Here is an 18,390-nt window from a genome sequence, read left to right as displayed (position 1 = left end):
GTTTACGGTAGGACTCAAAGAATAAGCACCTCACAAACTTTTGGGAAGTAGGCACCATAAAGTGTGATACTAACCAAATGGTAAGCATAGAGGATACGTGCTTTAAGGAACTCAGATGCTTGACTCCCGATACTGTCAGACGCAGACTTCGGGAAAGAAAAGCGCCAGAATGTTCACAATTACCCCAAAAAAAAGAGAGTGCCTATGAGCATCGACTTCGCTAAACACTCAGAAGTCCAGAGAAAGCTTTCATCAGCGACAAAACAGGATCCACGCGTAGAAACGCTGGTTAACGAAGTGATCGGCCGAGTGGCGGACAAATGGACGATGCTCATCCTTGAGGTTCTGGCTGAAAACGGGGAATTGCGCTTCACACAATTGGCAAAGAAAGTGGCAGGGATCAGCCAGAAAATGCTGACGCAGACCCTGCGCGAGATGGAACGTGAAGGGTTGGTAATCCGCACAGTACATCCCGTTATCCCCCCAAAGGTGGAGTACCGCCTGACGGATCTCGGTCTTGGGCTTGGGGCTGCGTTCTGTGGCGTGTGGGTATGGGCTGAGCAAAACCTTGAAATCATCGAACAAGCCCGTTCCGCATTCGATCTGCGATCCAAAGGCAGCTAAGGCTTTACGAGAGGTAGCATCCAGCAAAGTTTGCTGCCAATCATAGGCTTGATGAGCACCATGATTCTTTCCATTCAGACCGCTAATTATGGTAAAAATAGGCCCTTGTTACGTATACCGGATAGCCTCGTTCAGGATGAGTACGACTCTGCATTCCAACTCGTTAAGCATTAATCAGAATCTGCCGGGCAAAAAAGCACAGGCCGCCACGCGCATCGCTTTCTTTGTTGCAGGTTTTGCTATGGCGTCCTGGGCACCGCTGGTGCCCTTTGTTAAAGCGCGACTGGCTATCAGTGATGCTTCTCTCGGGATGTTGTTACTTTCTCTGGGCATTGGCTCACTGTTAGCCATGCCGCTCACCGGTTTCCTCACCAGTAAGTGGGGGTGCCGCAGCGTTATTTTGCTGGCCAGCGCCCTGCTCTGTCTGATATTGCCCGCTCTGACGCAGGCAGAAACATTGCCGGTGATGGCGATCGTGCTGCTCTTTTTTGGCGCATCTATTGGTATGATCGATGTCGCCATGAATATTCAGGCTGTCATCGTAGAACACGCCAGCGGCCGAGCGATGATGTCCGGTTTTCATGGTTTCTTTAGCATCGGAGGGATTGCCGGTGCTGGTGGCGTCAGCGCCCTGCTGTGGCTTGGTCTGTCCCCGTTAATGGCGATAATGACCATTGTTGCGTTGGTGCTGCTGTTCATGGCAACGGCGCACAAGCACCTGCTACGTACCACAAATCAAACTGAAGGTGGCCCGCTGTTTGTGATCCCACGCGGCTGGGTCATGTTCATTGGTTCACTGTGCTTCATTATGTTCCTAGCTGAAGGTTCGATATTGGATTGGAGCGCCCTCTTTCTAACGGTTGAGCGCAACCTGAGCGGCGCGCAGGCGGGAATGGGCTATGCGGCATTTTCCGTCGCGATGACGCTAGGCAGGCTAAATGGCGACCGCATTGTTAATGCGCTTGGGCGCTACGCGATTCTTACTGGTGGTAGCCTTTGTGCCGCACTCGGTCTGCTGTTAACGATCGGTATTGATAATGCAGTGACCGCCATTCTTGGCTTCGTTATGGTCGGTATCGGCGCATCCAATGTGGTACCGATCCTCTTCAGCGCGGCGGGGAATCAAAAGATCATGCCACCCAATCTGGCTATCGCCTCCATTACTACAGTAGGCTATGCGGGCATTCTGATCGGCCCGACCATTCTCGGCTTTATTGCACAACTCAGCAATTTGGCTACCGCATTCGGGTTTGTCGCACTGCTGTTGCTGGCCGTCAGCGCCAGTGCACGAGCAGTCATCCGCTAATCAGGAGCGTTAATTGATGCCAGCCATGATCTTGCGTTATTTTTCCCTCCTTACGGTGTTATCGCTCCTTATTACCGGAACGTTTGGCTATAGCTACATCAACGATTTGCTGGCGGACAAAAAACATTCGCTGACGACTATTGCCCAAGGTATACAGAAACGCATCGATACCTACCGTTTTTTCACCTATCAAATTTACGGCAGTCTAAACAGTGAAGCGTCCGCTAACGACACTAACATTAGCGCAATTAATTTAATGCCCGATGTTTTCTATGTAGAAAAAAACGGCCAGAAAACGGATGCGTTGATTTTTGGGCAACACGATAAGGGGACGCTGACGTCAGTGCGGCGGATATCACGCTATCTCGATATTCTCTGGGGAGCAGAGAATAACGTCTATTCCATGTATTATCTGAATGGCATCGACAACAGCCTGACGATGATTTCCACACAGACGCTGAAAGATATCTCTTCGCAGTTCCGCGGCAATTATATTACGGTCATTGCCGAAGCCCGCCGGACGGAAATGCTGCAACAGGCAAATGTATTAGATGAACGCGAAAGCTTTTCCCCGCTGCGTAAATTACGCTTCTATAACGATTACTATTTCACGCTGCGCACCACATTCAATCAGCCGGGCCATCTGGCGACAATTCTGGCGTTCGATCTGCCCATTAACGATTTAATTCCAGACGCGATCCCGCGTGACCATCTGATGCTGAAGCCAGATACACCTGCGGCTAGCAACATGGACGGCAGTAATAATGGTGAAAGCGCAACGGATGCACAGCTTCATGGTTCTAATATTGAAGTCTCTGCCACGCTCGTGAATGCACCGATAAAAATCGTTTTCCAGGTGCCGGTAAAGGCACTGATTATTGATGCGTTGCGTAATAACATCTGGCTTATGCTGCTGAATCTGGTTCTGCTGAGTTCGTCCATCAGTGGCTTTTACCTTTTCCGGCGAAAGTATGCCCATCCCGGTGAAGATTTATCTCATCAGTTGGAAAAGAAACTGGATATTTACCGCGAAACCACGGGGAAAATCCCGATGGGCGTGCTGGTTTATGATTTCAACAGCAACAAGATCATCATACAAAATGAGCGTGCAGAGCACCTACTTCCACACCTGAGTCTGCAAAAAATCACCAATATGGCGGACGAACATCAGGGTGTCATTCAGGTCACCATCAATAATGAAATGTATGAAATCCGTCAAATCCGTAGCCAATATTCGCCAGACTATTGCCTCTTCCTGGTGCGCGAACAGGATAAAGAGATTCTGGTGCAGCGGAAATTGCTGCTAGCCCAGCGTGAATACGAAAAGAATATCCATGCCAGAAAACGCTTATTCCAAAACCTGCTCAGCGAATTTAAACAGCCGCTGATCTCACTACAGCAGCATATTCACGCGATACGCCACAGCAATACGGCAGCCATACAAGCACAAACGCTGGATCAACTAACAGCAGATACCCGCTGCGCGATTCAGCTACTGGAAAATATCGCCCTGCATGAAAAACTTGAGGCGCAGGAATGGACCGGGGTCAATACCAGCTTTTCACCGCTGACGCTTATCGACAATGTTCTCCTTGAGTTGTTGCCGCGATTGAATCAAAAAGGGCTCACCCTATTCCATCATTACCATTTGGATAGTAATCAAACTTATGTGGGTGATGCCGAGCTGTTGAAAAAAACGCTGGCACTGCTGCTAAATTATTCAGTGACCAATACCGATTACGGCAAAATTACGGTGTCGGTTGACAGAAAAAATAATGAGTCGGATACGCTGGTTATTCAGGTCAGCGATACCGGAACCCAGGTTTCAGGAAAAGAGCAGGAAAACATTCGGCATCCTTTCCTGCATCCTGCAACTTCCGATCGTTTCGGACAAAATTCAGGATTGACCTTATTTTTGTGTAATCAACTCTGTAATAAACTGGGCGGTGCATTAGCCATCAACAGTAAATCCGGGTTAGGCACACACTATATTCTGACGTTAAAACTGGAGCCGGAAGCGCTGCCCGTTGAGGACGAAAAACTGCTGGACGGTATTACCGTTTTGCTGGATGTGACGTCTGACGAAGTACAGCATATTGTCGGCAATATGCTGACGGGCTGGGGAGCCAATTATCTGGTCAGCGATGAACGTCAGATTACTCAGGAAGCCGATATTTTTATTACTGATGACCCGGAGAAAAAAGCAGATTATACGCTGCTGTTGAGTCATGACGATGACACAGTAACACCTTTGGGCCCGCGCCGTTTGCGGGTGAACTACAATATCAGCCACCTCCTACTGGAGGCATTGCTTAAGCTGATTGAACTGCAACTGGAAACACCACCCGATGCGACGCAGGAGGGAGAACAGAGCGATGTTGAATTTTACGCCGCACAACTGGCGTCAAGCGACTATTACTCGCTGTTCGTGGAGACAGTACCGGATGATTTAAAGAGGCTGTATACTGAAGCGGAAACAGGCGATTTTCCGTCACTTTCGCAGACGGCGCACCGGCTGAAAGGCGTGTTTGCCATGCTGAATCTGCATCCTGGCAAACAGTTGTGTGAGCAGCTTGAACAGCATATTACCGCGCACGATAGTGTACAGATTGAGGCTAACCTTCATGAAATTGAGAGGTTTGTCAGTGCATTACTATCCCCAAGCGAACCTAAAGGGCAGCAAGGTAGCCAACAAGATGAGTAACCAAAACGATGAGTAACCTAAACGTAATTATTGCCGACGACCATCCTATTGTCCTTTTTGGCATCAAAAAATCACTTGAGCAAATTGAATGGGTCAATGTGGTTGGCGAATTTGAAGACTCAACCGCGCTGATCAATAACCTGCCTAAGCTGGATGCGAACGTTTTAATCACCGATTTATCCATGCCGGGCGATAAATACGGCGATGGTATCACCCTCATTAAATACATTAAGCGTCATTTTCCTCATCTCTCTATTATTGTTCTCACCATGAACAATAATCCGGCGATTCTGAGTGCGGTGTTGGATCTGGATATTGAAGGCATCGTACTGAAGCAGGGCGCACCGACCGATTTACCCAAAGCGCTAGCAGCCCTGCAAAAAGGAAAGAAATTCACGCCAGACAGCGTATCCAAAGTGCTGGAGAAAATCAGCGCCAGCGGCTACGGTGATAAACGCCTGTCTCCGAAAGAAAGTGAAGTGCTGCGCTTGTTTGCAGAAGGCTTTTTGGTTACCGAGATCGCCAAAAAACTGAATCGCAGTATCAAAACGATCAGTAGCCAGAAAAAATCAGCCATGACCAAGCTGGGCGTAGAGAACGATATTGCCCTGCTCAACTACCTGTCTTCCGTTAATGGCGGCGCAACACAGGTCGACTAAGTTTTTCTCCCTGCACCGGCAACCACGCTGGTGCAGGTCACTTCTCGGATGTTCTCGCCTGACGCACCACATTACTGTAATACGCCAACGCTTGCTGCAACGTATCCAGCGTCACCGGTTTTGACAAACAGTGATCCATCCCTGCCCCAAGGCAGCGTTCTCTTTCTTCTGCCAACGCATTCGCCGTCACGCCAATGACTGGGAAACGTAGTCCCTGCTCCCGCATACGCTGAGTAAACAAATACCCATCCATATTCGGCATGTTGACATCTGTCAGCACGATATCAATGTGGTTTTTACCTAATACACCGAGTGCGTCGACCCCATCATTCGCCGTCATCGCCTGATAGCCCAAAGAACCTAACTGATCCGCCAGCAATCGACGGTTGATGGGGTGATCGTCAACCACCAGAATCATAATGTCGCCATTCTCAACTCGCTCATAGTGAGCCAGCGGCGGTGAAATCTCCTCGCGAATATTGTCTTCACTGTCTGAGCGATAGATTTTCTCCAGCAAATCAGGCAGATGTTGAGGTGTCGATGTCCCTTGCACCCAGTGCCTCTCACTCACTTTCTGTGCGGTTCCGTTATGTGCGCCACTCATCATGATATGTGCCCGAACGGCAATATCGTCTATCGAGGTGTAATCACTAATCATGACATCATCAGGCGACACGGTTTGATTCTGGTAACGCACCGCCTGCACGCCTTGATTCTGCAATAACGTCAGTAGATACGCCTCCAGCCGGGCATTACGCACCTTCAACCAGCATGTTTTCCCTTGCAGGCTGGCGTTGATCGCCATAGGAGCATAGTGCGCTTTATACAACGGGATCCTGACGCCAAACAGGCTGCCTAGCCCAGGTTCAGACTCGATAGTAATATCGCCATCCATCAGATTGACCAGCTTTTCACAAATTGCCAGCCCTAACCCTGTGCCCTGAAAATGACGCTGTACCCCGCTCCCCGCCTGGAAGAACGGATCAAACAGTTTCACCGCCTCGCGCGGTTGAATGCCCACACCGGTATCGCGCACCACAAATTCCAGATAACCATCGCGGCAGCCAACTTCAAAAATGATGCAACCCGTATCCGTAAACTTGATCGCGTTACTCAACAGGTTGGACAACACCTGCTGCAAACGGACGGGATCGCCAAACAGGCTGACCGGAACATTGGGTTCGATAAAGCAGTACAGCATCAGGCGTTTTTTAACCACCAGCGGGAGATAGTTGCTGGTGATGTGGCTGATAACCTCATGCGGTGCAAATTCACACGGTTCTATCTTCAACTGCTCCGACTCAATCTTGGAAAAATCGAGGATATCGCTGATGATTTTCAGCAGCAGCGAGGAGGAGTTGTTCATCGCCAAGACCAGACGGTTAGCGTCCTGCGGCAGCGACTTGGTTTGCAGTAAATCAAGGTTGCCAATAATGCCATAAAGCGGCGTGCGCAATTCATGGCTGACGGTAGCGAGGAACATCGATTTAGACTGGCTTGCCTGTTCGGCGGCATTCGCCATTTCCTGTAGCGACTCTTCCATTTTGACGCGCGCGCTAACGTCCAACAACACACAAATCGCCACATTTTCATTGCGATAGCGCGAATGGACAAAGCTGATTTGTAGGTGGTGGTTACGGCTGGTCATCACATCCACAAACTTGGACTGCTGCTCGCAAATAATGCGGGTAATTCGCAACCTGTCTTCATGGGTAAGCAAATTGAGATAGTTATGCGCCAGCTCGTTACTGAGGATATTGGTGCCGTCACTAATACGCAGAATACAAATTCCTACCGGTGCCGATGCCACGATCTTACGGTTAAATTGCTCGTTCTCTTCCAGTTGAAACGCATTCACTTCTGCAGGCAACAGCATTTTTCGCTCAAACACCAGCGCCAACACGAACAACAGAATCGCCGAGAGGATATTCAGCACCAGCATGTTGATCATCAATGCGCTGATATGGGACAGCAGCACCTTCAGCGGCAGCGAGTACACAATACTGAACGAAGTCGGCGGTAGCGCCTTCTTCAGAATGAGTTCGTCATAGCCATTCGCATAGCCAAAATAGTTATGCTCGGAGGGATAGCCGTCTACCGAGGAAACAGAGAGTCCTTTGTCATCGGAAAACTGTAAAACAACCCGGTTATATTGATCCAGCAGCTTGGCATTGATCGGAAATTTACTGACAGTGACGAAGTCATCCAGACGAATAGTCTGTTCAATCCCCATGATGACTTCCAGCTTGTTATCCACATAGATCGGCGTGAGCGCATACAAATAGCCGACATCGGGGACAGACGCGGGGGTAATCCAATAGAGCGTTTCATCACGCCCGGTCTGGGTACGATTCTTCTTCTGATCCTGAAACCGATCCTGCACATTTTTAAGCAAGTTATCACGGTCAAGCGACTGGTTACGAATGCCAAAATCAACCATACAACGCCGATCGCCGCCGACAAAAAAGACCCGGTTAAGATCGTAGACGGCAGAGAAATTATCCTGCCAGCCGTTGAAAAAATGACTCAATGAGAGCAGCGCCGTATTCCCGCCATATTGCGTAGAACAGGTTGCACCGGGCTCAAGCGCATAAACAGAGACACCGGGTCCTCCTTCCGTTGGCGACTCAGCCCTCTCTCTCGCCAGCATCAGACGGTTTGCCGCCAGATACTGAAGTTCGCGCACAATATCCGACGCATGTCGGATGTATCCCTGTGACTGATCAAAGCTGAGATTATATTCCTGACGCAGCTCCGACTCTTTTTCATTCAATACTTTAGTGATATAGAAAACGGATATCAGCGCGCCCAACACCCACAGCATGATCGCCAGAACCCGGAACAAATAGCGAGAAACTTTTAATGTGGTATGGAATGAGGCGAGATATTTCAAGTGAATACCGTTGAATGATAGAAGAACTAGTTTGCTGATACACTACCGAGTGTCGATAAAAAAAGCCAGCGCATCGCGCTGGCTTACTCGGCTCATTTCGGTTTAAGGAAAAGGCTTATTCGTCATCTTCAGCGATATCATCATCGCCGTCAATGTCGTCTATAGCATCATCGTCTTCGGCGATTTCGCCTTCAACTTTTACTACGCCATCCAGCTCTTCATCTTCTACCGGCTCGGCCACTCGCTGCAGGCCAACAACATGTTCGTCTTCCGCTGTACGAATCAGCGTCACACCCTGTGTGTTACGGCCGACGATACTGACTTCAGACACGCGAGTACGTACCAGCGTTCCCGCATCGGTGATCATCATGATCTGGTCTGCGGCGTCAACCTGAACCGCACCAACCACTTTACCGTTACGCTCACTGACCTTGATGGAGATAACCCCTTTCGTCGCACGCGACTTGGTTGGGTACTCACTCACGGCAGTACGTTTACCAAAGCCATTTTGTGTGACGGTCAGGATATCGCCCTCACCGCGAGGAATAATCAACGATACCACGCGATCTTCACCTTGCAGGTTGATACCGCGGACGCCCGTTGCCGTTCGGCCCATAGAGCGCACAGCCTGTTCAGAGAAGCGAACGACTTTACCTTCCGCTGAGAACAGCATCGCTTCATCACTACCATCAGTCAGGTCAACGCCAATCAGCTCGTCACCCTCGTTCAGGTTAACCGCGATGATCCCCGCGCTACGCGGACGGCTGAATTCCGTCAGCGCCGTTTTCTTCACTGTACCGCTCGCCGTTGCCATGAAGATATGACGACCTTCTTCGTATTCACGTACTGGCAGAATCGCCGTGATACGTTCATTCGGCTCAAGCGGCAGCAGGTTGACGATCGGACGACCGCGCGCACCACGGCTGGCTTCCGGCAATTGATATACCTTCATCCAGTACAGACGGCCACGGCTGGAGAAGCACAGGATCGTGTCGTGGGTGTTGGCCACCAGCAGACGATCGATAAAGTCTTCTTCTTTTATTCGTGCAGCGGACTTGCCGCGACCACCACGACGTTGGGCTTCGTAGTCGCTCAGCGGTTGATACTTCACATAACCCTGATGAGACAGTGTGACCACAACATCTTCCTGATTAATCAGGTCTTCGATGTTGATGTCGGCAGTGTTCGCCGTGATTTCTGTGCGGCGCTCGTCGCTGTACTGCGTTTTGATCGCTTCCAGCTCTTCGCGGATCACTTCCATCAGACGCTCAGGACTATTGAGGATATAAAGCAGCTCGGCGATCTCCGCTAATAGCTCTTTATATTCATCCAGCAGCTTTTCGTGCTCCATGCCAGTCAGTTTCTGCAAACGCAGATCCAGAATCGCCTGTGCCTGCTGCTCCGTCAGGTAGTAATGACCGTCACGGATGCCGAACTCTGGCTCCAGCCATTCTGGACGCGCAGCATCATCGCCCGCACGTTCCAACATGGTAGAAACGCTGCCCAGTTCCCACGCTTGTGCGATCAGCGAGGCTTTCGCTTCAGCAGGTGACGCCGCACGACGAATCAGTTCGATAATCGGATCGATGTTCGCCAGCGCAATGGCCAGACCTTCCAGGATATGGGCGCGGTCACGGGCTTTACGCAGTTCAAAAATGGTACGACGCGTCACCACTTCACGACGGTGGCGCACAAACGCAACCAGAATGTCCTTCAGCGGCATGATCTTCGGCTGGCCCTGATGCAGTGCCACCATGTTGATGCCGAATGACGTCTGAAGCTGCGTCTGGGAATACAGATTATTCAGGACCACTTCGCCCACGGCGTCACGCTTAATCTCGATAACGATACGCATACCGTCTTTATCGGATTCGTCACGCAGTGCGCTAATGCCTTCAATACGTTTATCTTTGACCAGCTCGGCAATTTTCTCGATCAGGCGCGCTTTGTTCACCTGATACGGGATTTCATGCACGATGATGGTTTCACGTCCGGTTTTCGCGTCCGTTTCAACTTCGCCACGCGCGCGGATGTAAATTTTACCGCGCCCGGTGCGATAGGCTTCTTCAATGCCGCGTCGGCCATTGATGATCGCCGCCGTCGGGAAATCCGGGCCTTTGATGTGTTCCATCAGCCCTTCGAGACTGATGTTTTCATCGTCGATATACGCCAGACAGCCGTTCACGACTTCAGTCAGGTTATGCGGCGGAATGTTGGTGGCCATCCCGACGGCGATACCGGAAGAACCGTTAACCAGCAGGTTGGGAATACGCGTAGGCATGACGTCAGGAATCTGCTCGGTGCCGTCATAGTTCGGCACAAAATCGACCGTCTCTTTTTCGAGGTCGGCCAGCAGTTCGTGAGCAATTTTCGACATGCGAATTTCGGTATAACGCATGGCCGCAGCGGAGTCGCCGTCAATCGAACCGAAGTTACCCTGACCATCAACCAGCATGTAGCGCAGTGAGAAAGGCTGCGCCATACGCACGATGGTTTCATAAACGGCAGAGTCGCCGTGCGGGTGGTATTTACCGATGACATCCCCGACGACACGGGCGGATTTTTTATACGGTTTGTTCCAGTCGTTACCCAGTACGCTCATCGCATACAGTACGCGGCGGTGTACCGGTTTCAGTCCATCTCGAACATCTGGTAATGCACGTCCGACAATAACGGACATCGCATAATCCAGATACGAGCTTTTCAGCTCTTCTTCAATATTGACCGGTGTGATTTCTCTGGCAAGGTCGCTCATGGAGCCGCTATCCCTCTATTTAGGCATCTACCCGTGTTCAGAAAAGTGAACCGTTCAGAAAGGTGAACTGTTCAAAAGGTGAAAAATTATATCACAAACCGCCGTTTCGGGGGAAACTCCCTTCCGCTCTGAACAGACTGTTTTCCTCGTGAACGTTTATCCCGCAGAGAAAAGCGACACCGCTGCACGTTGCGACATGAAGGGGTATACTCGCGGCAGTAGAAGATGACGAAAGGCAGCGATGACACATGAATGTAGAAAATCAAACTCCGAACGTTGACCATCAGGAAATTGCCAAATTTGAGGCTATCGCTTCACGCTGGTGGGATTTAGAAGGTGAATTCAAACCATTACACCGTATTAACCCGTTGCGTCTGGGCTATATTTCACAGCGCGCGGAAGGCTTGTTCGGCAAGAAAGTGTTGGATGTCGGCTGCGGCGGCGGTATTTTGGCCGAAAGCATGGCGCGTGAAGGCGCGGACGTCACCGGGCTGGATATGGGCGCAGAGCCGTTAGAGGTTGCGCGTTTACATGCGCTGGAAAGCGGCATCACTGTCAATTACGTGCAGGAAACGGTAGAAGCCCATGCACTCGCTCACCCAGGCCTTTACGATGTGGTCACCTGTATGGAGATGCTGGAGCACGTTCCCGATCCGCAATCCGTGGTGCAGGCGTGCGCTAAATTGGTCAAGCCCGGCGGACACGTGTTTTTCTCCACGATCAACCGCAATGCAAAAGCGTGGATGATGGCGGTTATCGGCGCTGAGTATGTTTTAAAGATGGTGCCACGCGGCACGCACGATATTAAGAAATTCATTCGCCCAGCGGAGCTGATGCGCTGGGTTGACGACACACCGCTGCGCGAAAGGCATATCACCGGGCTGCACTACAACCCGCTGACGGACCACTTTAAACTGGGCCCAAACGTAGACGTGAACTACATGCTGCATACTCACCACGACAAATAAAAAAGCACACAGCTAGAATGAGTGAACAGCCAATTTGGAGCACTCACGCATTAAAAAACCAACCGCAGGGATTTCCCCTGCGGAAACAAAAAACCAACAACATCATCGCCATTGCTGCTACTTTGTTAAGTTTTGGAAATTTAATAATCAGATAATTCTGAGTTTGTTTTTCTGTTTTGTGATTTGATCAATATCATAATTTTCAACACGAACAATAAAGCCGCAACCGAGTAAATATTTCATTTTTTATCGTCAAGGACTAAAAAGATGAGATGGCCCAAGCAAACAGGCAGTTACCGAACCAATCACATTTACTCCCCTAAGTTATCCACAATTACTCCGGTTTTGTTCACTTGCAATAACATCCTTTTCTCATTATTTTGTTATCAAACCAATCCCACCCCTACATATAGTGTTTGCTCTCGACAAAAAGGCGCAGATGTGCCTTGCTTGTCGTTTTTGCATGTGCTAGTAACAGAGGGGAAATTAACAGGTATTACTTCTCATGAACCAGAGCCTCCTAGTTACCAAACGCGATGGCAGTAAAGAAAAAATCAATTTGGATAAAATCCACCGCGTCATTACCTGGGCCGCAGAAGGTTTACACAATGTCTCCGTTTCTCAGGTGGAACTACGTTCCCACATTCAGTTTTATGACAGCATCAAAAGCTCTGATATTCATGAAACCATCATCAAGGCCGCTGCCGATCTAATCTCCCGCGAAAGCCCGGATTATCAATATCTGGCCGCGCGTCTGGCTATCTTCCATCTGCGCAAGAAAGCCTACGGTCAATTCGAACCGCCAGCCCTGCTGACCCACGTCACCAAGATGGTGGAATTGGGCAAATACGACAAGCACCTGCTGGAAGACTATAGCCCCGAAGAATTCGCTCAGATGGACGCTTTCATCGATCACTGGCGTGACATGAATTTCTCCTATGCTGCGGTTAAACAGTTGGAAGGGAAATATCTGGTACAAAACCGCGTCACCGGTGATATCTACGAAAGCGCCCAGTTCCTGTACATTCTGGTCGCCGCCTGCCTGTTTTCCGGCTATCCGCGTGAAACCCGTCTGGATTACGTTAAACGTTTCTATGACGCGATCTCAACGTTCAAAATTTCCCTGCCGACGCCAATCATGGCGGGCGTGCGCACCCCAACACGCCAGTTCAGCTCCTGCGTGCTGATCGAATGCGGCGACAGCCTGGATTCCATCAACGCGACGTCCAGCGCTATTGTGAAATATGTTTCCCAGCGTGCAGGTATCGGCATCAACGCCGGTCACATCCGTGCGCTCGGTAGCCCAATTCGCGGTGGTGAAGCGTTCCATACCGGCTGTATCCCGTTCTATAAACACTTCCAGACGGCGGTGAAATCCTGCTCTCAGGGCGGCGTTCGCGGCGGAGCTGCCACGCTGTTCTATCCGTTATGGCATCTGGAAGTCGAAAGCCTACTGGTGTTAAAAAACAACCGTGGCGTAGAAGGCAACCGCGTTCGTCACCTCGATTACGGCGTGCAGTTGAACAAACTGATGTACCAGCGCTTGGTAAAAGGTGAAGAGATCACGCTGTTCAGCCCGTCTGACGTACCGGGGCTGTACGACGCGTTCTTCGCCAATCAGGATGAATTCGAACGCCTGTATGTGCAATATGAGCAGGATGACAGCATCCGCAAGCAACGTATTAAAGCGGTTGAGCTGTTCTCCCTGATGATGCAGGAACGTGCTTCCACGGGCCGTATCTATATTCAGAACGTTGACCACTGCAACACGCATAGCCCGTTCGATCCGCTGATTGCACCGGTTCGTCAGTCCAACCTGTGTCTGGAAATCGCGTTACCGACCAAGCCGTTGGACGACGTGAATGATGAAAACGGTGAAATTGCACTGTGTACGCTGTCAGCGTTTAACCTCGGTGCGATTAATAGCCTGGACGATTTGGAAGATTTAGCCACGCTCGCAGTACGCGCGTTGGATGCCCTGCTGGATTATCAGGATTACCCGATTAAGGCGGCAGAACGTGGTGCGATGGGCCGCCGCACATTGGGGATTGGCGTCATCAACTTCGCCTATTATCTGGCGAAAAATGGCGTGCGTTACTCCGATGGCAGCGCCAATGGCCTGACACACAAAACCTTTGAAGCGATTCAATACTATCTGCTGAAGGCGTCGAATGTGCTGGCACGTGAGCAAGGTGCCTGCCCGTGGTTCAACGAAACCACCTACTCACAGGGTATTTTACCGATCGATACCTACAAGCGCGATCTGGACGCGATTTGCAACGAACCGCTGCATCTCGACTGGGAAACGCTGCGTAACGACATCAAAGAATACGGCCTGCGTAACTCCACGCTGTCTGCGCTGATGCCGTCTGAAACGTCGTCTCAGATCTCGAACGCCACCAACGGCATTGAGCCACCGCGCGGCCACATCAGCGTCAAAGCATCCAAAGACGGTATTCTGCGTCAAGTCGTGCCGGAATACGAAACGCTGAAAGATGCCTACGAACTGCTGTGGGAAATGCCAAATAACGATGGATACCTGCAACTAGTGGGCGTGATGCAGAAATTTGTCGATCAGGCGATCTCCTCCAACACCAACTACGACCCATCACGCTTCCCGTCAGGCCGAGTACCGATGAAGCAGTTGCTGAAAGATTTGGTCACAGCCTACAAATTCGGCGTTAAAACGCTGTATTACCAAAACACCCGTGACGGCGCTGAAGACGTGCAAGACGACCTGTTGGCAGAACCGCAGGACGATGGCTGCGAAGGCGGCGCGTGTAAGATTTAAGCCAATAATAAAAGGCTGCAATGCAGCCTTTTATCCTTATTAGCGCGGGCGTCCTACCCGCAGTCGCAGGCGGCGTTAAAAAATGCTCAGCGCATTTTTTTGGAGAGATTAATGGCCTATACCACTTTTTCACAGAATAAAAATGACCAGTTGCTAGAACCCATGTTCTTCGGCCAGTCGGTCAACGTTGCGCGTTTCGATCAGCAAAAATATGAAATTTTCGAAAAATTGATCGAAAAGCAATTGTCATTCTTCTGGCGTCCAGAAGAAGTTGATGTGTCCCGCGATCGCATCGACTATCAGGCACTACCCGATCATGAAAAGCACATCTTCATCAGCAACCTGAAATACCAGACGCTGCTGGATTCAATTCAGGGACGTAGCCCGAACGTGGCGCTGCTACCGCTGATTTCTATTCCCGAGCTGGAAACCTGGGTGGAAACCTGGGCGTTCTCGGAAACCATTCATTCGCGTTCTTACACCCACATCATCCGTAATATCGTGAACGATCCGTCGCTGGTGTTTGACGATATCGTCACTAACGAAGAGATTCTGAAGCGCGCCAAGGATATCTCCGGCTACTACGATTCGCTGATCGAGATGACCAGCTACTATCATCTGTTGGGTGAAGGGACACATCAGGTCAACGGTAACACGGTAACCGTTAACCTGCATTCGCTGAAAAAGCAGTTGTATATCTGCCTGATGAGCGTGAATGCGCTGGAAGCGATTCGTTTCTATGTCAGCTTTGCCTGCTCGTTTGCTTTTGCGGAACGCGAACTGATGGAGGGCAACGCCAAAATCATCAAGCTGATCGCCCGTGACGAAGCGCTACACCTGACTGGCACGCAGCACATGCTGAACCTGATGCGTTCTGGCCACGACGACCCAGAAATGGCGCAGATTGCCGAAGAGTGTCAGCAGGAGTGTTATGATCTATTCGTACTCGCCGCTCAGCAAGAAAAAGAGTGGGCTGAATACCTGTTCCGTGACGGTTCGATGATTGGCCTGAACAAAGATATTTTGTGCCAATATGTGGAATATATCACCAACATCCGCATGCAGGCCGTAGGTTTGCCGCTGCCATTCCAGACACGTACCAATCCCATCCCGTGGATCAACGCCTGGCTGGTGTCCGATAACGTACAGGTCGCGCCGCAGGAAGTCGAGGTCAGCTCCTATCTGGTCGGCCAGATCGATTCAGAAATCAGCGATGACGACCTGAGCGATTTCCAACTGTAATCGATGAGCAATCCAACTATTACGCTGCGCACATCCGGTGCGCAGTTTTCCTGTTCAGACGATGGCCCTTCCCTGCTGGAAGTGCTGGAATCCAACCGCGTCAGCATTGAATACCAGTGCCGCTCTGGCTATTGCGGTTCCTGTCGCCTGCGTCTGGTAAAAGGTCGCGTAGCGTATCGTCAAACCCCACTGGCCTGCATCCAACAGGATGAAATTCTCCCCTGCTGTTGTATGCCGCAGGGCGACATCGAACTCGATCTATAGCCCCGTACTGTCTTCCCACACCAGTTAACTGGCCTACCGTTCTCGCTGGCGAGTGCATTTCTTGCCCGCATTTATACATAAGTGAGTTACACTATCCGCTGACATCGTCTTTTGGCCGATATATACCCTAAATAATTCGAGTTGCAGGACAAAACGTTAGCGTTTTGAACAACGCTTTGCGTTGACCCTTTAGGGCAAGGCTCATTTATGGCCTTGTAACGCGGAAACCGAGCGAATCCCCAGGAACTTACATCAAGTCAGTGACTGTGGTGAGCAAGCGAATCCAACGCATATGCAGCTTGAAGTATGACAGGGATAAAACAACCTGGAGGTTTTAGAACATGCTAACCGTCATTCCCATTTTGGTTTTTGTTGCACTTATCATCGTCTGGTCAGGCATCAAAGTCGTACCTCAGGGATACCAATGGACTGTAGAACGTTTTGGCCGCTACACCAAAACGCTGATGCCGGGGCTGAATCTAGTCGTGCCGTTTATGGATCGTGTTGGACGTAAAATCAACATGATGGAACAGGTATTAGATATCCCCTCTCAGGAAATTATCTCACGCGATAACGCCAATGTAGCGATTGATGCCGTCTGCTTTATTCAGGTGATCGATCCGGCACGAGCAGCCTATGAAGTCAGCAATCTGGAACAGGCTATCGTCAACCTCACCATGACCAACTTCCGTACCGTACTGGGCTCCATGGAGCTGGACGAAATGTTGTCTCAGCGCGATAGCATCAACACGCGCCTACTGCATATTGTTGACGAAGCCACTAACCCGTGGGGCATTAAAATCACGCGTATTGAGATCCGCGATGTACGCCCACCTGCTGAACTGATTGCCGCGATGAATGCACAGATGAAAGCGGAACGTAACAAACGTGCCGATATTCTGGAGGCTGAAGGGGTGCGTCAGGCCGCTATCCTGAAAGCCGAAGGGGAAAAGCAGTCCCAGATTCTGAAGGCGGAAGGCTTGCGTCAGTCCGCGTTCTTGGAAGCAGAAGCGCGCGAACGTGCGGCAGAAGCAGAAGCACAGGCGACCAAAATGGTCTCCGAAGCCATCGCGGCAGGTAACATTCAGGCGATTAACTACTTTGTTGCTCAGAAATATACCGATGCCTTGCAACAGATCGGTTCCTCCAATAACAGCAAAGTGATCATGATGCCGCTGGAAGCCAGTAACCTGATGGGAGCCATTGGCGGGATCACCGAGCTGATTAAAGATAGCAAAGACAGCCGAGGTCAATAATGGGCATTGAACTGGTGATGGAAAATGCGCACTGGTTCTGGCTGTCGCTCGGCGGCCTGCTTTTAGCCGCCGAAATGCTGGGTGCCAGTGGTTATCTGCTGTGGAGCGGCGTGTCGGCCGTATTGGTTGGGCTGCTAACGTGGGTGATGCCGCTGGGATGGCCATGGCAGGGCACGATTTTCGCCATCATGACGATCGTTACGGCGCTGCTCTGGTGGTATTGGCTGCGTAAACGGACGCTGTCACGCCCACCATCGACGCTCAACCAACGCGGGCAACAGTTGATTGGTCTGCGCGCTACCCTGACAGAACCCGTGACTAACGGCTTTGGCCGGGTAAACATTGGCGACAGCAGTTGGCGCGTGAAATCAGAGCAGGAACTGCCTGCTGGCACGCATGTTGAAGTGATTGCCGTTGACGGCATCACACTGCATGTACGGTCGATTGAGTCCTAACAGAGCGCACTCGTTAGGGGAGCCTCGCTCCCCTTTCTGGCAGTTTACTCTTTTGACGATTTACTCTTTTGACAACAGCCCGCCAGATTATTGATTATCGGACACTCTGCGCTACCGTCCCCCGGGCACTGTTCGGCCAACGCCAGCAACTGTTCACGCATCGTTTTCAACTCTTCGATATGCATCTCGATTTCTTGCACTTTCTGCAAAGTACGTGCTTTTACATCCGCGCTTCGCCGCAGCGGATCGTTAAATAACGTGACCAGCTCCCGGCATTCATCCAGATTAAAACCAACCTGCCGCGCCTGACGCAGCAGCGTTAGCTCTTCGACATGATGCTCATCATAGCTACGATAACCATTTTCAGAACGCAGCGGTGTAGTCAGAAGCTCTTTCTCTTCATAGAAACGAATGGTTTTACTGCTAAGACCCGTTTTTTTCGCAACATCACTGATATTCATGATTTCTCCTTG

The 18,390-nt window shown here is 50.6% G+C and carries 13 protein-coding genes; 10 read left to right on the top strand and 3 right to left on the bottom strand.

Going from position 1 to position 18,390, the window contains the following annotated elements; translation table 11 throughout:
• The first annotated feature begins 204 nt into the window (after positions 1-204).
• From A7983_RS14675 to rcsB, 4 genes are all read left to right on the top strand, one after another.
• Positions 205-624 (top strand): winged helix-turn-helix transcriptional regulator, encoded by a 420-nt coding sequence (locus tag A7983_RS14675; protein ID WP_005976170.1) that lies wholly within the window; start codon positions 205-207, stop codon positions 622-624.
• 136 nt (positions 625-760) lie between these two features.
• Positions 761-1,930: an MFS transporter gene (locus A7983_RS14670; RefSeq protein ID WP_005976168.1), complete on the top strand. Its 1,170-nt coding sequence runs from the start codon at positions 761-763 to the stop codon at positions 1,928-1,930.
• A 16-nt stretch (positions 1,931-1,946) separates the two neighbouring features.
• Positions 1,947-4,634: a phosphotransferase RcsD gene (gene rcsD / locus A7983_RS14665; protein WP_005976166.1), complete on the top strand. Its 2,688-nt coding sequence runs from the start codon at positions 1,947-1,949 to the stop codon at positions 4,632-4,634.
• An 8-nt stretch (positions 4,635-4,642) separates the two neighbouring features.
• On the top strand, positions 4,643-5,293 hold the full coding sequence (gene rcsB / locus A7983_RS14660) for a response regulator transcription factor RcsB (RefSeq protein WP_005976164.1): 651 nt from the start codon (positions 4,643-4,645) through the stop codon (positions 5,291-5,293).
• Positions 5,294-5,330: 37 nt separating this feature from the next.
• Here rcsB and rcsC read toward each other — a convergent pair whose 3' ends face one another.
• Together rcsC and gyrA are read right to left on the bottom strand one after the other, a co-directional pair.
• Entirely contained in the window at positions 5,331-8,186 is a 2,856-nt protein-coding gene (gene rcsC / locus A7983_RS14655; RefSeq protein ID WP_071531160.1) for a two-component system sensor histidine kinase RcsC, read from the bottom strand.
• A gap of 115 nt (positions 8,187-8,301) precedes the next feature.
• Positions 8,302-10,941: a DNA topoisomerase (ATP-hydrolyzing) subunit A gene (gyrA, locus tag A7983_RS14650; RefSeq protein WP_005976158.1), complete on the bottom strand. Its 2,640-nt coding sequence runs from the start codon at positions 10,939-10,941 to the stop codon at positions 8,302-8,304.
• A 248-nt stretch (positions 10,942-11,189) separates the two neighbouring features.
• Here gyrA and ubiG point away from each other — a divergent pair, with 248 nt between their 5' ends.
• From ubiG to A7983_RS14620, 6 genes are all read left to right on the top strand, one after another.
• Positions 11,190-11,909, top strand: coding sequence for a bifunctional 2-polyprenyl-6-hydroxyphenol methylase/3-demethylubiquinol 3-O-methyltransferase UbiG (gene ubiG, locus A7983_RS14645; protein ID WP_005976156.1), 720 nt, complete (start codon positions 11,190-11,192; stop codon positions 11,907-11,909).
• 505 nt (positions 11,910-12,414) lie between these two features.
• Entirely contained in the window at positions 12,415-14,700 is a 2,286-nt protein-coding gene (nrdA, locus tag A7983_RS14640; RefSeq protein WP_005976154.1) for a class 1a ribonucleoside-diphosphate reductase subunit alpha, read from the top strand.
• 111 nt (positions 14,701-14,811) lie between these two features.
• Positions 14,812-15,942, top strand: coding sequence for a class Ia ribonucleoside-diphosphate reductase subunit beta (gene nrdB, locus A7983_RS14635; RefSeq protein ID WP_005976152.1), 1,131 nt, complete (start codon positions 14,812-14,814; stop codon positions 15,940-15,942).
• A 3-nt stretch (positions 15,943-15,945) separates the two neighbouring features.
• Entirely contained in the window at positions 15,946-16,206 is a 261-nt protein-coding gene (gene yfaE, locus A7983_RS14630) for a class I ribonucleotide reductase maintenance protein YfaE (RefSeq protein WP_005976150.1), read from the top strand.
• Between the two features lie 341 nt (positions 16,207-16,547).
• Positions 16,548-17,462, top strand: coding sequence for an SPFH domain-containing protein (locus A7983_RS14625; protein ID WP_005976148.1), 915 nt, complete (start codon positions 16,548-16,550; stop codon positions 17,460-17,462).
• A complete protein-coding gene (locus tag A7983_RS14620) occupies positions 17,462-17,917 on the top strand; it encodes an NfeD family protein (protein ID WP_005976146.1) in 456 nt (151 codons plus the stop codon). Before A7983_RS14625 ends, A7983_RS14620 begins: the two co-directional genes overlap by 1 nt.
• Positions 17,918-17,961: 44 nt before the next feature.
• Here A7983_RS14620 and cueR read toward each other — a convergent pair whose 3' ends face one another.
• Positions 17,962-18,378 (bottom strand): Cu(I)-responsive transcriptional regulator, encoded by a 417-nt coding sequence (gene cueR / locus A7983_RS14615; RefSeq protein ID WP_005976144.1) that lies wholly within the window; start codon positions 18,376-18,378, stop codon positions 17,962-17,964.
• Between the last annotated feature and the right edge of the window lie 12 nt (positions 18,379-18,390).

It is taken from the genome of Pectobacterium wasabiae CFBP 3304 (assembly GCF_001742185.1).
Classification (GTDB): Bacteria; Pseudomonadota; Gammaproteobacteria; order Enterobacterales; family Enterobacteriaceae; genus Pectobacterium; species Pectobacterium wasabiae.
Note: the sequence above shows the minus strand (reverse complement) of the source record. Positions and strands in the feature narration are given on the sequence as shown.

What these genes read in the sequence shown, in the direction of transcription:
- A7983_RS14675 (WP_005976170.1), top strand. Translation starts at nt 205, where the DNA reads ATGAGCATCGACTTCGCTAAACACTCAGAAGTCCAGAGAAAGCTTTCA.
- A7983_RS14670 (WP_005976168.1), top strand. Translation starts at nt 761, where the DNA reads ATGAGTACGACTCTGCATTCCAACTCGTTAAGCATTAATCAGAATCTG.
- rcsD (WP_005976166.1), top strand. Translation starts at nt 1,947, where the DNA reads ATGCCAGCCATGATCTTGCGTTATTTTTCCCTCCTTACGGTGTTATCG.
- rcsB (WP_005976164.1), top strand. Translation starts at nt 4,643, where the DNA reads ATGAGTAACCTAAACGTAATTATTGCCGACGACCATCCTATTGTCCTT.
- gyrA (WP_005976158.1), bottom strand. Translation starts at nt 10,941, where the DNA reads ATGAGCGACCTTGCCAGAGAAATCACACCGGTCAATATTGAAGAAGAG.
- ubiG (WP_005976156.1), top strand. Translation starts at nt 11,190, where the DNA reads ATGAATGTAGAAAATCAAACTCCGAACGTTGACCATCAGGAAATTGCC.
- nrdA (WP_005976154.1), top strand. Translation starts at nt 12,415, where the DNA reads ATGAACCAGAGCCTCCTAGTTACCAAACGCGATGGCAGTAAAGAAAAA.
- nrdB (WP_005976152.1), top strand. Translation starts at nt 14,812, where the DNA reads ATGGCCTATACCACTTTTTCACAGAATAAAAATGACCAGTTGCTAGAA.
- yfaE (WP_005976150.1), top strand. Translation starts at nt 15,946, where the DNA reads ATGAGCAATCCAACTATTACGCTGCGCACATCCGGTGCGCAGTTTTCC.
- A7983_RS14625 (WP_005976148.1), top strand. Translation starts at nt 16,548, where the DNA reads ATGCTAACCGTCATTCCCATTTTGGTTTTTGTTGCACTTATCATCGTC.
- A7983_RS14620 (WP_005976146.1), top strand. Translation starts at nt 17,462, where the DNA reads ATGGGCATTGAACTGGTGATGGAAAATGCGCACTGGTTCTGGCTGTCG.
- cueR (WP_005976144.1), bottom strand. Translation starts at nt 18,378, where the DNA reads ATGAATATCAGTGATGTTGCGAAAAAAACGGGTCTTAGCAGTAAAACC.